General features: G+C 42.1%; 16 protein-coding genes and 1 pseudogene. All 17 read right to left on the bottom strand.

The annotated features are described in order from the left end of the window. Nucleotides 1-3: 3 nt before the first annotated feature. On the bottom strand, nucleotides 4-231 hold the full coding sequence (locus ACKVDP_RS05555; RefSeq protein ID WP_409227822.1) for a 4Fe-4S binding protein: 228 nt from the start codon (nucleotides 229-231) through the stop codon (nucleotides 4-6). A gap of 18 nt (nucleotides 232-249) precedes the next feature. Next, nucleotides 250-924, bottom strand: a complete 675-nt coding sequence (locus ACKVDP_RS05550) for a nucleotide-binding protein (protein ID WP_409227821.1) — start codon at nucleotides 922-924, stop codon at nucleotides 250-252. A 9-nt stretch (nucleotides 925-933) separates the two neighbouring features. Beyond that, nucleotides 934-2,007 (bottom strand): butyrate kinase, encoded by a 1,074-nt coding sequence (gene buk, locus ACKVDP_RS05545; RefSeq protein WP_409227820.1) that lies wholly within the window; start codon nucleotides 2,005-2,007, stop codon nucleotides 934-936. Between the two features lie 12 nt (nucleotides 2,008-2,019). Further along, entirely contained in the window at nucleotides 2,020-2,916 is an 897-nt protein-coding gene (locus ACKVDP_RS05540) for a phosphate butyryltransferase (RefSeq protein ID WP_409227819.1), read from the bottom strand. Continuing rightward, the gene (gene buk, locus ACKVDP_RS05535) at nucleotides 2,916-3,998 is read right to left on the bottom strand and encodes a butyrate kinase (protein ID WP_409227818.1); all 1,083 of its coding nucleotides are present in this window, start codon (nucleotides 3,996-3,998) and stop codon (nucleotides 2,916-2,918) included. Before buk (ACKVDP_RS05535) ends, ACKVDP_RS05540 begins: the two co-directional genes overlap by 1 nt. A gap of 24 nt (nucleotides 3,999-4,022) precedes the next feature. Beyond that, nucleotides 4,023-5,240: a CdaR family protein gene (locus tag ACKVDP_RS05530; protein WP_409227817.1), complete on the bottom strand. Its 1,218-nt coding sequence runs from the start codon at nucleotides 5,238-5,240 to the stop codon at nucleotides 4,023-4,025. Then, entirely contained in the window at nucleotides 5,221-6,030 is an 810-nt protein-coding gene (cdaA, locus tag ACKVDP_RS05525) for a diadenylate cyclase CdaA (protein ID WP_409227816.1), read from the bottom strand. The genes ACKVDP_RS05530 and cdaA overlap by 20 nt, the downstream gene beginning before the upstream one ends. 98 nt (nucleotides 6,031-6,128) lie before the next feature. Beyond that, on the bottom strand, nucleotides 6,129-7,361 hold the full coding sequence (locus ACKVDP_RS05520; protein ID WP_409227815.1) for a CapA family protein: 1,233 nt from the start codon (nucleotides 7,359-7,361) through the stop codon (nucleotides 6,129-6,131). Nucleotides 7,362-7,406: 45 nt separating this feature from the next. Continuing rightward, nucleotides 7,407-7,955, bottom strand: a complete 549-nt coding sequence (locus ACKVDP_RS05515; RefSeq protein ID WP_409227814.1) for a DUF5317 domain-containing protein — start codon at nucleotides 7,953-7,955, stop codon at nucleotides 7,407-7,409. Between the two features lie 54 nt (nucleotides 7,956-8,009). Then, nucleotides 8,010-8,555: a rubrerythrin family protein gene (locus ACKVDP_RS05510; RefSeq protein ID WP_409227813.1), complete on the bottom strand. Its 546-nt coding sequence runs from the start codon at nucleotides 8,553-8,555 to the stop codon at nucleotides 8,010-8,012. Nucleotides 8,556-8,819: 264 nt separating this feature from the next. After that, a complete protein-coding gene (locus ACKVDP_RS05505; RefSeq protein ID WP_409227812.1) occupies nucleotides 8,820-9,443 on the bottom strand; it encodes a class I SAM-dependent methyltransferase in 624 nt (207 codons plus the stop codon). A gap of 44 nt (nucleotides 9,444-9,487) precedes the next feature. After that, nucleotides 9,488-10,675: pseudogene (gene metK, locus ACKVDP_RS05500) on the bottom strand (methionine adenosyltransferase). Nucleotides 10,676-11,032: 357 nt separating this feature from the next. Then, nucleotides 11,033-11,707 carry a DsrE/DsrF/DrsH-like family protein gene (locus ACKVDP_RS05495; RefSeq protein ID WP_409227811.1) on the bottom strand — a complete coding sequence of 225 codons (675 nt, stop codon included), beginning with the start codon at nucleotides 11,705-11,707 and terminating at the stop codon, nucleotides 11,033-11,035. Between the two features lie 77 nt (nucleotides 11,708-11,784). Next, nucleotides 11,785-13,524: an FAD-dependent oxidoreductase gene (locus tag ACKVDP_RS05490; RefSeq protein ID WP_409227810.1), complete on the bottom strand. Its 1,740-nt coding sequence runs from the start codon at nucleotides 13,522-13,524 to the stop codon at nucleotides 11,785-11,787. 2 nt (nucleotides 13,525-13,526) lie between these two features. Beyond that, nucleotides 13,527-13,817 (bottom strand): ArsR/SmtB family transcription factor, encoded by a 291-nt coding sequence (locus tag ACKVDP_RS05485; RefSeq protein ID WP_409227809.1) that lies wholly within the window; start codon nucleotides 13,815-13,817, stop codon nucleotides 13,527-13,529. Nucleotides 13,818-13,930: 113 nt separating this feature from the next. Continuing rightward, nucleotides 13,931-14,413 carry a ferritin gene (locus tag ACKVDP_RS05480; protein WP_409227808.1) on the bottom strand — a complete coding sequence of 161 codons (483 nt, stop codon included), beginning with the start codon at nucleotides 14,411-14,413 and terminating at the stop codon, nucleotides 13,931-13,933. Between the two features lie 104 nt (nucleotides 14,414-14,517). Beyond that, on the bottom strand, nucleotides 14,518-14,810 hold a 293-nt coding region (locus ACKVDP_RS05475; protein ID WP_409227807.1), incomplete at its 5' end, for a hypothetical protein.

Genomic DNA, 14,810 nt, shown 5'->3' with positions numbered 1-14,810 from the left:
CCTTTATAATCTCTCTACAGTAATAACCACATCTGGACATATTGTAGCGCAATTTGTACATGCAATACATTTGTCCATATCTTCATCTTCTATAGCTGCTGGGTGATACCCTTTCTTATTGATTCTGGAATTATCTTGCGAAATGATGTTTACAGGACAAACCGTTACACAAAGCCCACAACCCTTGCACAGGTCCTCCTCAAATGTTGTTCTGCCTTTTACCTTAGCCATATCTCTGATCCTCCTTTTTTATAGCATCCACTCTTCCCTCATGTAAAGCTTTATTGGGAAAACGTTGTCTCCAAGTTCCTCAGGCAGCTCATCCACCAAAGTCTCGAGACATACATTATACTTAATTGGCAAGCCGGTTTTTTTCGAAACCTCCCTGGCCAAATTATAGCCTCTAATAACATCTTCAGATGTAGTACTTTTTAGAAGATGTGTGTTGTTTATGATTCCTGTAACCTTTGCTCTGGCAACATCCTGTATTTTTACGATATACTCTTCAACCTGCTCCAAGGTCTGTGTTTCAGGCCTGTTAGCATTGAGAACAAAAAACATGTCATACTCTCCGTCATTGAAATAGCTGTGGTACCTTCCAAGGGTTCTTGCCCCTTGTGGATTCCCGCCTACATCCAGGATCGCTTCGTATGACTTGTCCTGAAGAGGTGTAAGGACCTCTCCTGAAATAGCTGGAAGATCCATGCCGGAGCCTTTTATGGCTCCGCCAATTACCCTTATTCCCATATCTTCGAGGATTTCTGCCTTTTCTCTGCTTCTGAAGTAAAGGTTTACCACATCCAGATCAGCCAGGGCAACCTTTTTACCCTTCTGAGCCAGCTTGACGGCATAGTTTACGCTAAATTCAGTTTTTCCGCTGCCGTAGTGTCCAATTATAATCCTGATCCTTTTGTCTTGTCCCATTCCATTCTCCTAACTGTAAACCTTGGGAGCTTCCTCATTTCTAAGTACTCTCAAGCCACCTTCAGCAAGTGCCTCAAGCTCATCCTCTCCAGGATAAACCGTAACACCGCTTATATAACCAACCATTTCCTTGATCCAGCCAGTAAACATATCATCATAGGCTATACCACCTGTAATAAGGATCTGGTCCACATCACCCTTTAGAACAGCTGCACATGCACCGATGTCCTTAGCTACCTGATAAGCCATGGCTCTGTAAATAAGCTTTGCATACTCATCGCCATCCTCAATTCTCCTAACAACCTCCCGGCCATCATTTGTTCCCAGATAGGATACAATCCCGCCGTTCCCGACAATCATTTTTTTCACTTGTTCCAAGGTATACTTACCTGAAAAGCAAAGCTTTATAAGATCTCCTACAGGAAGTCCACCAGTTCTCTCCGGAGAGAACGATCCTTCACCGTCAAGGGCATTTCCTACATCCACTACCCTTCCCTTTCTGTGGGCCCCTACAGAAATACCTCCACCAAGGTGTGCAACAATAAGATTCAGATCAGAATATTTCATATTCTTTTCCTTTGCATATCTCCTTGCCACAGCCTTTTGGTTTAAAGCGTGAAGTATGCTTATTCTCTCAATTTCCTTCAAGCCTGATATCCTTGCAACATCCTGCAGCTCATCCACAACTACGGGATCCACAATAAATGCTCTTCCATTCCCGGTTTTGGCAATCTCATAGGCAAGAATTGCTCCAAGGTTGGAGGCATGCTCCCCTCTCTTGAATTCCTTGAGGTCTTTGAGCATTTCTTCGTTAACTTCATAGGTTCCTCCTTCAATTGGCTTAAGGAGTCCCCCTCTACCTACAACTGCGTGAAGGCTTTCAACCTCAATATTGTTTTTCTCCAGTGCCTCCATAATAATGTCCATTCTAAATTGGAACTGGTCAATTATCTTATCGAATTTGGAAATCACGTCCACATCATGCCTTAGTGTTTCCTCAAATAGAAGTTTTTCATTCTCATAAACCCCAATCTTTGTGGAAGTCGATCCAGGGTTTATTACAAGTAATCTATAATTATCCATATATCCCTCCCGTTATGCCATCAAAGTTGCCAGAACAATTGAGTTAAGCTTAGCTTCCTCGTTGTCCGCTCTGGATGTCAATACAATCGGCTTGCTTGTTCCCACAATTAGACCAGCAGATTTTGCATTTGCCAAAAAGCTCAGCGCCTTGTAAAGTACATTTCCTGCCTCAATATCAGGTGCAAGCAAAATATCAGCATCACCTGCAACCACACTGTCTATGCCCTTTATTCTTGCTGATTCCTTGCTAACTGCATTGTCCAATGCGAAAGGCCCGTCAACTATACATCCAGTTATTTCTCCGGCCTTGTTCATATCAGCAAGTTCCTTTGCATGGACAGTAGCCTCCATCTTAGGACTTACCTTTTCCTTGGCTGCAAGAACCGCAACCTTTGGCTCAGGAATATCCAATGAGTGGGCCAGCTTAACTGCGTTTTCAATTATTTTCTTCTTTTGGTCCAGGTCAGGTGCTATTATCATTGCAGCATCAGTAACCATAAAGACCTTGTGATAGGTTGGCACATCAAATACCGCAACATGACTTATTACGCTGTCTGTCCTAAGCCCAATCTCCTTGTCGAGAACCGCCTTCATTATAACGGATGTGTCAATCAGACCCTTCATCAAAACCTGAGCCTTTCCACTGCTCACCAAGGCAGTGGCTTTTCTTGTAGCCTCCACTCCATCCTTCTCATCCACTATTTCAACATTTGAAAGGTCAAAGGACATTTCATTGGCCAACTTCTCAATCAACTCCCTGTCCCCAACCAGAATGGGTTCAACAATTCCCTTTTCATAGGCAAGTTTGATTGCGCCAAGTACATCCTCATCCTGTGCAACAGCTACTGCAATTTTCTTAGGTCCCTTTTCCTGAGCAAGCTTGAATAAACTTTCAAAATTCTTTGCCATTATTCCACCTCTTCCTCATATATCTTAAAGCCTTCTTCTCCATCCAGCACTCTTCTGGCACCCTTGTTCAGGGCTTCCATTTCATCCTCACCTGGATAAACCGTAACTGGTGCCATAAACGAAACCATGTCCTTGATATAGTCAACCAGGTATTCCGAATATGCCAAGCCTCCAGTAAGAATGATTCCTTGAATATCCCCTTTTAATACCGGGCCGCAAAGCCCAATCTCCTTACCTATCTGATATGCCATTGCATCGTATATCAGTTTTGCATATTCATCCCCTGAATCGATTCTTTTCATGACCTCTCGACCGTCAAAAGTCCCAAGGTATGACATCAATCCACCTTTCCCCTGTATCATCTTTTTCATATCCTGCTCCGAATAATCACCTGAAAAACACATTCTGGCCACATCACCCACAGGCAATCCTCCAGCCCTTTCAGGGGAAAACGGTCCCATCTGATTCGCATTATTGGCATCTACAATTTTTCCCTGTAAGATAGGTGAAACTGTTATCCCACCCCCTAGATGTGCAACAATTAGGTTAAGCTTATCGACAGTTGTATTGTTTTCTGTTGCATACCTGTGGCATACCGCCTTTATGTTAAGCGCATGGACCAGGGACCTTCTTTCAATTTCCTTCAACCCTGAAATTCTCGCCACATCATGAAATTCATCGACAGCAACCGGATCCACTATGAAGGAAGGTATTCCTTCCTTTTCTCCTATTCCCTTGGCCAGAAGCCCACCAAGGTTAGACGCATGCTGCCCTTGTACCCCAATCTTAAGGTCCTTGGCCATTTCTTCAGTCACCTTGTAGGTGCCGCTTGGTATGGGTTTTAGCAGACCGCCTCTCCCTACAACACACTCAAGTTCTTCCAAAGGGATTTCTTCTTCTCTAAGCCAATCCAGTATTATATCCAGCCTGTACTCATACTGATCAGCAATGGATTCGAACCTGCTCAGCTCTTCCATCACATGGTCAAGTTTCTTGGTCCTGAACTCCTTATGACCGTTAAAAACGGAAACCTTGGTCGATGTAGATCCCGGATTTATTGCCAATACGTATTTCCTTTCCATAGCATCCCCCTTGTTATATGAATATTATTCTTCTGTGATATTTATCTGAACTATCGGTGGTTCAACATTCCCGATAGACAGGTTTTGAATTTCCTCCCAGCGAATCTCAACTTCATGCTCTCCCTGGTCAAATCCTTCAAGGTCAATATAGAGATTAATGTCCTCGAGGGTTATTTCTTCCATCTCAGCATCATAGCCTGTAAGCTCCAGAGTATACGTCAGGTTTTGAGCCAACGCATCAGCAACCAAGCCTTCCTGAAGATTTCGAAGCTCAATGTCTTCAAAAGAAAATTCCAGGGTTGTGGTGACAACTTCTCTAACTTGATAGTTAACTGTTATCTCTTGGTCAGGATTAAGCAGAGTAACTCCTTCCGGCAAGTCCAGGTCAACCGTGATGCTATCATTATCAAGCATGGAGTTAATATCTATTTCAACCGTCCTTAATTCAGTTAGCTGAGTGATTGAGTTATCACCTTTTACAGCCACTGTTTCCGGACTAATTTGAATATCAGTTATTGCATAGTTGTCGGGGAGCTCATTCACTGTTACCAGTTCCACCGGAAGCTCCACTGTTCTGTAAACAGGAAGTGTCACATCCACAAAGCCTGGTTCCTTCTCAAGCCCCCTTACTTCTTCTCCGTTGTCATTGAGAATCTTGATAGGTGTGGATATTGTCGTGTTCTCAGTTTTGTTGGTCAAATCAATAACTCCCTGAGCCATTTCAACTTCATTTATCCACGTACGGGGCCCACTGACCAAAATACTCTGGGGTCTGGATACTGCATCTCCACGGACATAATTCTCAGGTAGGGTCCCTTGATAAGCAATTGTCACTGGTATTTCCCTGCTTATGATTCTGTCAAAAGTAAACAGTACTTCCTTGGGCTCGTAGTTTATTACTCTTATTCCTGAGGCCTGGTCCAATAGTCCCACAGTAACAGGAATCTTAACCTGCCCTTCACTGTAACCGCTCAGATCAACCTGCGCATATATCTTGGATGAGCTGAACTGGCTAAAATCAGATCTTTTCCCATTTACCCTCACATCAATCTTTATCTCCTCAGGCTCCATTATTACAAGACCATGTCTATCCAAGGCAGCTGTATTGGTATAACTTACAGTTACATTCCTATACTCCTGGGTTTGCACAGGATCAGTCTCACTCATAACATAGCTCCAAAGGAATATTGCAATTACAAGAGTGAGAATTTTTGCTGTTACATCACTTTTGCCCATCTTCATCTTTATTCCTCCATCTTGTTATAAATGTCTGGTCGCTGCTCTTTGGCTTGTACATCTCCAAAAGTATCTGCTTAAGTGTTTTTGCATCCAGATATCTTGATATTGTTCCATTTTCCGCTATGGAAATAGCTCCTGTTTCCTCGGACACAATAATTGAAATACTGTCAGAACGTTCTGAGATGCCCAATGCAGCCCTATGTCTGGTTCCAAGCTCCTTGCTTACGGAAGAACTGTCGGTAAGTGGCAAAAAGCATGCCGCCGCCTTTATGATATCATCCTTTATTATAACTGCTCCATCGTGTAAAGGCGTATTTGGAATAAAAATATTGATAAGAAGGTCACTGCTTACCGTACCACCGATTTTTGTTCCGGTCTCAACAACCTCGTTTAGTCCCGTTTGTTTTTCCAGGACAATCAGGGCACCGATTTTCTGTCTGGCGAGGGAGGCTGTCGCCTCTACTATTTCATCAACAACCCTGGACATGTTTTCTCCCCGAATCTCAATTAGGGATTTGGAAAAGAATCTGCTTCTGCCTATGTACTCCAGCCCTCTTCTAAGCTCAGGCTGAAAAACTATTAGAATTGCAAGTGTCCCAACTGTCATGGCATTACCTAGAATCCAGTTTATGGTATATAGTTCAAGCCATTCACTGACCTCTGTAAGCACTAAAAGAACCCCTATGCCCTTGATTAGCTGCTCGGCACGGGTCTCCCTTATGAGGGTGTACAGCTTGTAAAACACAACTGCAACTATTAAAATGTCAACAATATCTCTGATCCTGATGTTCATAAATAAATCACTTAGGAATTGCAATAAAACCCCGCCTTTTTGGTTTAGTCTCTACTATTCATTATACCCTATAAAGCAATGTATTTGAACATAAATAATCAATTGTGCAGTCGATTGATGGTGTCGGACAGTGACTTCTCCAGTCTGTCTCTTGTCACTGGGTCAAGCTCCAGATCAATATCCCCCGCAATAGCCGCTTCAACTGGCAAAATTCTGTAGCTGTATGCATTTCCCTGCCATACTCTTTGTATCCAACTGGGGACAAATTTAACGTTACTTAAATATGTAGGGCCATCTGGAAGGGTCTTAACCACATCAATCTCTACCAACATTCCATCTTCAGTTGCCGAGACTCCCATTGTATCGTATCTCTGATTGGAAATGAAATTTCCCATGGAATAGACCACCAATGTCTTTTTTGTTTCTGAACTGATGTACTCCACCTCCTGGATCACATGTGGATGTGTTCCCAGTACTATGTCAACGCCATTATGATTCAAGAACTCCGCAAGCTCTCTCTGCCCCTGGGAGGACTTAGAATGGTACTCGTTCCCCCAATGCATATATGCTATGACCAGATCAACCTCTTCCTCCTTAACTGATAGGATATCCTCCCGGATAAGGTCTCTGTCAATAAGGTTGACCATATTTTCTCTTTCTTCCCGGGTCAATAGTGAGTCTAGACCATTTAGACCATAGGTGTAGGATAGTATTCCAAGTTTAATGTTGTTTTTATCTATTACAACATAGGGTCTTCTTAGGTCCTTACTTGTACCAATATATTCCATTCCCCGGTCTGTAACCTCATCAATTATGTTAATAATTCCTTCCTTGCCTCCATCAAGACTGTGGTTATTAGATGTTACAAGTAAATCAAAGCCGGTTCCCGCTATTGCATCCAAGACAGCTTCTGGACTGTTGAATCTTGGAAATCCACTGAATCCCTTATGGTCTCCCGCTATCACTGTTTCCAGATTAGCAATTGCAAGGTCGGCATTCTGTATTCTTTCAAATACATACTTGAAGGGAGGATTGAAATCAAATAAGCCATCAGACCCTCTTGCAGCGTTTATTTGAGGCATGTGGAACATCAAATCCCCAACTGAGACTATTTTCAATGTACTTACCTCAACCGCTTCCACCTGTTCAGGCTCTGCACCAGGAGGGTCCGCAAATGACTCCTCATCAGGTTCTGGGGCGATGGTAACGTTTTCACCGGTCTCGCTCCCCTCGGTAAAATCATCGGCACCCATGTTACCCTGAATACTCATGCCGATTATTACTGTTACCAATAAAACCATGAGCATTGAAATTCCGATCCATTTTTTCATGCTTAAACCTCTCCTATTTGCCCTTGTCTATATTTTACCTCTAAATCATCTTCTCTGCAACGGCTGAGAGGAAGTCATATATTTTAGAATAATCAGAAATATACCTGCAGCTATTAATAAATCCCCGATACTGATGACTTTATAGATTAACGGAATAATGTCAGAAAAAATCTTGAAGCTTGTATCCTCCAACAATATCGTGTGTGTCACTATCCTGTTATCAGCTATGAGCACCAGCTCATGAAGAAGTCCTGATTTCTTTAGGGCCCATTCACTAACGGGCATTCTGCCACCATTAAGGGCCATTGGTAATGTGTTGAGGATAATTCCTGCTGACACAAGGTTGTAGGGCCAGATTTTTCTGTTGTAGAACAATACCATCAGTAGCAGAAAATTTGAGGCAAGCTGAATATATGCGAAATTGTCCAGTAAAAAACTGTTTCCTTTTGTAATGAGATAGATAGAAGTGTAGGATAATAAAAAGCTTGCGGGAATGAATCCCCACATATCTATTGAAATCTCTGACAGGTTACTTAATTTTCCACCCTTAAGTTTGCCGTATAAAATTGCCAGTAATAGTGTTTCAACTATCATAACATTGACTCCCTATATATTAGAATTATAATAGGACGCCCGAAGGCGTCCTTATTAGTAGGCTACAAATACTGATTTTTTGGCGTTGCAGATCGGACATGTGTCCTCTTCGCCTGTAAGGGTTATATAACCACATACTGGGCACATCTCAATTACCTCTGCTTCAAGGTCTTTACCGTGATCCACAAATTTCTTCGCATAGGTATAGCAATCAGCATGAACCTGTTCAGCTGCAACTGCATATCTCATTGCATTGATTGCTTCCTTTTCTCCCTGCATTTCTGCTACCTGTATGTAAGCTGGATACATCTGAGTCACTTCATGCATTTCACCTTCAATTCCACCTGCAAGGTTCTGTGATGTTGACCCCAGTCCGAACTCTCCACCTGAAACCACTGAAAAAGCTCCATGAACATCTCTTAGGGCTTTGAAGTGTAGCGTTGCATGGACCTGTTCAGCGTCTGATGTTGCCATAAAAAGTCTTGCTACGGTTGGAAATCCGTCCTTCTTAGCCTTGTCTGCCCATATTCTGTATCTCATATGTGCCTGGCTCTCTCCTCCAAATGCTGATCTCAGATTGTCTTGTGTCATTGCATTCATTAAAATTCCTCCTTTTTTGTCTTTGTTAATATTGATTCACCCTTTAAAAGTGAAATCATTACAATTTATATTATACAGCATTTCCCTTTTTAAGTCCATATTCAGTTGGCCGAAAATGCTTCTTGCTTAGTATACCCAAAATTATGTATTTATCACATATTTGATGGACTTTAAAAAACAACACAAAAAGAACCGGTCCCTTTGTGTTGTTTCGGAGGAAATGGCATAGGTTCCAAAATGTCTTACTCATATGGATTCGTCCAATTACAGCTTTTTTGCCTTAATTATGGCAAAAATCCCTTCTCCGATTCCGTCCTTTACTTCTTGGAGTTTGTTCTCCAGGCTGAATATAGTCAGTTTTTTATCAACAATTGAAAACCCTGCATTCTCAAGTAGTCCAATCATCTCATCCCCAGTATGAAATTTTGCATCCCTATAGCTCTCATGAAGGTGTTTTGTTTCCTCATAAAACTGTCCCAATGGGGTAGCGAGGTCAAGAAAAGCGACCACAAATACACCACCCTTTTCCAGAATTCTTCTGATTTCAGAAAAAGACTTGGAAACATCACTTAGATAACAGTCTACTGTGATCATTGTAGCAAACTGGTAGGATTCATCTTCTAAAGGCAGGCTTTCCGCCTTGCCCTCTATAACATTTACCCCTCTGCTCCTTGCCACAGCAGCCATTTGTGGTGAAGGCTCGATTCCATCCATGATTTCCAATCTAGACGCAAATATCCCTGTGCCTACCCCTATATCAATTCCTTTTCCTTTTGTTGGAAGCATCTGCTTAATGGCATGCAGTTCAGACTCAAGTAATTTGTCATTTCGCTTAAACCACTTTTCATATGACTCCACAATTCCGTCAAATAAGTTATTTTTAACCATATCCCCTACCTCCATTAATCCACTTATTATAACCAGGATGGTATCTAATTCCCCATAGCTTCCATTCTCAAGATTTTGGCTTTATCAGTTTTCTCCCATGGCAAATTCAGATCAGGTCTTCCAAAGTGACCATAGCATGCCACCTGCAAATAAATCGGATTTCGAAGTCCAAAATCCCTGATTATTGCTGCGGGTCTCAAATCAAAGTGTTTCCAGATCAGGCCCTCTATTCTCTCTTCTGGAATTGTGGCGGTGCCAAATGTTTCCACCATCAAGGACAGGGGTCGAGCCACCCCTATGGCATAGGATATCTGGATTTCGCACTTGTCCGCCAGACCTGCCGCTACAATATTCTTGGCGACATATCTGGCCGCATATGATCCGGACCGGTCAACTTTTGTGGGATCCTTTCCTGAAAAGGCTCCACCTCCGTGCCTTGCATAACCTCCATAGGTATCCACCATAAGCTTTTTGCCTGCCAGTCCTGAGTCACCTTCAGGTCCACCTACCACAAACCTGCCTGTCGAGTTCACAAAATACTTTGTATCCTCATCAAGCATATCTTCACTAAAAGTTTTCTTTATTACCTTTTCGATAACATCCTGTCTTAGCTCTTCATAGGAAACTGACTCATCATGCTGACAGGCAACTACAACAGCTGAAATTCTTACGGGCTTGTTGTCCATATACTCCACTGTAACCTGGGTTTTACCATCAGGTCTAAGGTAGGGAAGTTCCTTTTCTTTGCGGGCATCCGCAAGTTTTTTGGCAAGCTTTTGTGCCAATGTAATTGGCATTGGCATCAATTCAGGAGTTTCATTACATGCGAATCCAAACATCAAGCCCTGATCCCCAGCACCTAGAATATCCAATTCGTCTCTTGAACCCTCCTTTTACTCCAAGGATGTCCCCACTCCTATGGAAATATCTGAAGATTGCTTATCAACTCCAGTCAACACTGAGCACTTCTCTCCATCAAATCCATAATCTGTGTCTGTGTAACCAATATCCTGGATAATTTTTCGTGCAACTTCTGGTATATCAACTATTGCATTTGTTGTAATCTGTCCAAAAATCATGACCAATCCCGTACTGGTTGAAACATCACAGGCCACTCGACTCAAAGGATCCTGCTCAAGGATTGCATCCAATATCCCATCCGCCACTTGATCACATATTTTATCAGGATGTCCTTCCATAACGGATTCTGAAGTAAAAAACCATTTTCTCATAATTACATCCTCCTGACTTTAGTAACCCCTCTACTACACAGATAACCCAGAGGATATTTAAATGGTTAATAAAATATATAGCTTGTGGACATATCCCCTTTTCTATCTTATACCTCTCATTTCAGAAAACACAATTATCCGTTATAGTAACCCACTCATGTGGGAATTTGAAACAAAAACCTGCTAATAAAAATCAAAAAAGCACCCCGCAAAAGCTGGATGCTACATGGAATATCCTTCTTGTGATTTCTTCCATCGCCTGGTATTTCTTTGTATATTTTTAAAAAATAACACAAAAAGAACCGGTCCCATTGTGTTATTTTAAAGGGCAGTCCCAATTGGGACTGCCCTCATACTCTAGATAAACAGATTTACATTTGAATCATCAGCGGAGTCAAGATATGTTGCAACTCCACCAATTTCAACGCCATCAATCAATTCTTCCTGTGTTATTCCCATTACATCCATTGACATCTGGCAGGCTACGATTCTGATTCCTGAATCAATTCCTGTCTTAATAAGGTCTTCAAGGGATGAGATGTTTTTGTCAGCCATGACCTTTCTGATCATCTTTGGACCCATTCCACCCATGTTCATCTTTGACAGGCCAAGCCTTTTGCTTCCCCTTGGCATCATCCTGGAGAACATGCTTGCCATAAAGTCCTTCTTGACACTTACAGGTTCATGCTTTCTAAGGACATTAAGTCCCCAGAAGGTAAAGAACATTGTTACTTCATTACCCATTGCAGCTGCACCGTTTGCTATTATGAAGGATGCAATTGCCTTGTCAAGGTCTCCTGAAAATACCACCATGGTCTTCTCTTTGGATCTTAAGGGTGCTGGAGCCGCTTCACCCTTGGCAGCAGGCTGGAATTCTCTTCCCTTTTGGATCTCCACAACCCATTTGTTTGATTGCTTCTCATCACAGATAAATGTGTTGCCGGTATTGTTACACCATGCCTTTATGTCACTTATAAAACCGGGATCCGTGGCCGATACCTCAAGTACCTGACCATCAGTCAAGGTCTTCATCTTTTCAGCCACCTGTATTATTGGCCCCGGACAGGATAGTCCACAAGCATTAAGCTTAATGGATTCACCTGCCGGGGTTACTGCTTTCCCACATTTGTTTCCACCACTCCTGATTCATTGAATGACTTTGGCTCCTGGCTGATTGTAGTTTCACTTTGCATATACATGTTCTTGTAGGTGTTGAAGCCACCTGCAAGATTCATGGCCTTAATACCGTTATCCTTAAGAGCCCTTTCAGCAAGGTATCCTCTAAGTCCAATTGCGCAGAAGGCAACATAGGTCCTGCTTTTATCCAACTCGTCCAATCTGTCCCTGAGCTCATTTAGAGGTATATGCACTGAACCCTCAATTGTTCCAAGTTCCATTTCAACATCCTCCCTGATATCAAGAAGCGTATACTCGTCCTTGTCCAGGTCGTCTAGCTCTCTCCAAAGAACCTGCTCAGTCATTCCATTCATAATGTTATCTGCTACAAAGCCAATCATGTTAACCGGATCCTTTGCTGACCCATAAGGGGGTGCATAAGCAAGCTCAAGATCCATAAGGTTTTCTACCTTTCCACCAAATCGAATTGCAGTTGCCAGGACGTCAATTCTCTTGTCAACTCCATCATAACCTACAATCTGAGAACCCAGAACCTTGCCCTCCATATCGAAAAGCAGCTTCATGGTCATTGGAAGCGCACCAGGATAGTAGCCTGCATGTGAGTTCTGGTGTATCAAGGCAATATCGTAGTCCTTCTTGTACTCCTTGCCCATTCTTATCAGTGTCTTTTCATTTACGCCTGTGCTAGCAACATCAAGATCAAATATCTTAGCTATGCTTGTACCTTGAGTACCTTTATACTCCTCTTTTATGTCACCAAGGATGTTATTGGCTGCAATTCTACCCTGCTTGTTTGCAGGTCCAGCCAGTGGAACCATTGTCTGGACCTTGTTAACATAGTCCTCAACCTCTATTACATCACCAATTGCATATATGGAGTCGTCTGAGGTCTTCATGTATTTGTCTACGATTATTCCGCCTCTCTGGTTCTGTTCAAGTCCGGAAGCCTTTGCCAGCTCACCGTTGGGTCTGATTCCAATTGAAAGGATAATGATGTCTCCCTCAATCTTATCCCCTGATTGCAGGGTGATAGTAGTCACTCCATCCTTGTATTCAAATGTACTTACCCCATCCTTAAGGTGAAGATGTACTCCTTTTGATTTCATGTGCTCGTGTACTATCTGAGCCATTTCAAAATCTATTGGAGCCATTACCTGGTCCTGCATCTCAACAACTGACACATCCATTCCTTGGTCATGTAGGTTTTCAGCCATCTCAAGGCCTATGAATCCTCCACCCACAACGATGGCTCTCTTTGGCTTTTCTTTGTCAACGTAATTCTTTATCATATCAGTATCTGGAATATTCCACAGACTGAAGATGTTTGGTGAATCTATTCCAGGTATAGGAGGCTTAATTGGGCTGGATCCTGTTGACAGGATCAGGTAGTCATAGCTCTCAGTGTATTCTTCTCCAGTTTTGCTGTTCTTAACCTTTACGGCCTTCGATTCCCTGTCTATGTCAGTAACTTCAGAAAAGTTCCTGATATCCACATTGTATTTTTCCATAAGAGCTTCAGGTGTATTTACAATCAAAGCGTCTCTTTCCTCTATGGTCCCGCCTATATAGTAGGGTAGTCCACAGTTTGCAAAGGAAATATACTCCCCTCTTTCAAACATTATGATTTCTGCCTTTTCATCCAATCTTCTAAGTCGTGTCAATGCAGTAGCTCCTCCGGCTACTCCACCGACAATCAATACCTTTTTACCCAATTCTACTCCTCCTCTGATTTAAATAACAAGTTTACGATCCTTCTAACCTCTTCATCCACCAGGGAATAATAAACCTCTGTTCCCCTTCTCTCATCCTGCACAACTCCAGAAAGCCTAAGCTTTGCCAGATGCTGTGACAGGGTAGACTGAGGCACATCAAGACATCCCTGAATGTAGGAGACATTTTTTTCTCCTTCCTCAGACAGACCTCTAAGTATACACAGTCTTATTGGATGAGATATAAGTTTAAGTATAGATGCCTTTTCCTCCAAAATAACCTTATCAAATTTCATTTAACCCCTCCTGCATCCGTATATTTATATATTAGAATACTTGGATGTTCTTGTCAAGAAAATATCTATCCCACACAAAAAAAGACACGGTTCCCCGTGCCTTTCATTTTAACTTATCTTGAGCCAAGCTCCCTGTCCACCATCATCAATCCGTGGAAGTGCTTCTGTACACCCTCAAGCTTAAAGATGATGTCCTTCATGCTGTTTTCCTCTTCAAGCTGCTCAGAAACAAACCACTGAAGGAACTGAACAGTAGGATAGCTTTTTTCCTCTTCAGCAAGCTTTAAAAGATCATAGATTCTACCTGTTACCTTCTTCTCATGCTCAAGTGCAGTTTCAAACACCTCCAGGAATGAGCTATAATCATTCTTTGGCTCAGGTATTGCCTGCATTTTAACCCTTCCGTCCATATCATTTATGAAGTCATAGAACTTCATTGCATGCTCATATTCCTCTTTTGCCTGTTCAACCAGGAAATGTGCCATACCCTTCATGTTTTCTGATTCACAATAGGAAGCCATGGCAAGGTAATAATACCCTGACAGCATCTCAAAGTTGTACTGGTCATTCAACGCTTTTAGTAATTTTTCACTCATAGTTATCCCTCCAAATTTTAATTGATTACACTTCTAATAAATACCCATCTATCTCAAATATAATCACAAACTAAATTATTTGTAATGATTACATTTTATTCTCCTTATAGCTTCGGATTATACACTGCATATACTCCATAAATTGGAATGTTATTCTCTGCAAGCAGCTTTACCAGAATCGGTATGGACTGTGTAAGGATATTCACTTCAAAACCATTGTACTTATACATTACGTCCTTTTCGTCAATCAGTCTGCTGCCTCCTATGAGGTCCATCAGCTTGCCTTCTACCCTGGGCAGATGAATTTCTCCCACCTGGAAAAACACCTTCTGCTTTTCACCGCTGAAGTCCTTGTGATTGATTTTATTGACCAGTAAAATATCATTCATATGCAATG

The organism is Gudongella ferriphila (genome assembly GCF_046224405.1).
Lineage (GTDB): Bacteria > Bacillota > Clostridia > Tissierellales > Tissierellaceae > Gudongella.
The sequence above is the reverse complement of the archived record's forward strand: the minus strand, read 5'-3'. Positions and strand labels throughout refer to the sequence as shown.

Excerpts from the sequence above, each read along its gene's own strand:
- ACKVDP_RS05555 (WP_409227822.1), bottom strand. The coding sequence starts at position 231 with ATGGCTAAGGTAAAAGGCAGAACAACATTTGAGGAGGACCTGTGCAAG.
- ACKVDP_RS05550 (WP_409227821.1), bottom strand. The coding sequence starts at position 924 with ATGGGACAAGACAAAAGGATCAGGATTATAATTGGACACTACGGCAGC.
- buk (WP_409227820.1), bottom strand. The coding sequence starts at position 2,007 with ATGGATAATTATAGATTACTTGTAATAAACCCTGGATCGACTTCCACA.
- ACKVDP_RS05540 (WP_409227819.1), bottom strand. The coding sequence starts at position 2,916 with ATGGCAAAGAATTTTGAAAGTTTATTCAAGCTTGCTCAGGAAAAGGGA.
- buk (WP_409227818.1), bottom strand. The coding sequence starts at position 3,998 with ATGGAAAGGAAATACGTATTGGCAATAAATCCGGGATCTACATCGACC.
- ACKVDP_RS05530 (WP_409227817.1), bottom strand. The coding sequence starts at position 5,240 with ATGAAGATGGGCAAAAGTGATGTAACAGCAAAAATTCTCACTCTTGTA.
- cdaA (WP_409227816.1), bottom strand. The coding sequence starts at position 6,030 with ATGAACATCAGGATCAGAGATATTGTTGACATTTTAATAGTTGCAGTT.
- ACKVDP_RS05520 (WP_409227815.1), bottom strand. The coding sequence starts at position 7,361 with ATGAAAAAATGGATCGGAATTTCAATGCTCATGGTTTTATTGGTAACA.
- ACKVDP_RS05515 (WP_409227814.1), bottom strand. The coding sequence starts at position 7,955 with ATGATAGTTGAAACACTATTACTGGCAATTTTATACGGCAAACTTAAG.
- ACKVDP_RS05510 (WP_409227813.1), bottom strand. The coding sequence starts at position 8,555 with ATGAATGCAATGACACAAGACAATCTGAGATCAGCATTTGGAGGAGAG.
- ACKVDP_RS05505 (WP_409227812.1), bottom strand. The coding sequence starts at position 9,443 with ATGGTTAAAAATAACTTATTTGACGGAATTGTGGAGTCATATGAAAAG.
- ACKVDP_RS05495 (WP_409227811.1), bottom strand. The coding sequence starts at position 11,707 with ATGAAGACCTTGACTGATGGTCAGGTACTTGAGGTATCGGCCACGGAT.
- ACKVDP_RS05485 (WP_409227809.1), bottom strand. The coding sequence starts at position 13,817 with ATGAAATTTGATAAGGTTATTTTGGAGGAAAAGGCATCTATACTTAAA.
- ACKVDP_RS05480 (WP_409227808.1), bottom strand. The coding sequence starts at position 14,413 with ATGAGTGAAAAATTACTAAAAGCGTTGAATGACCAGTACAACTTTGAG.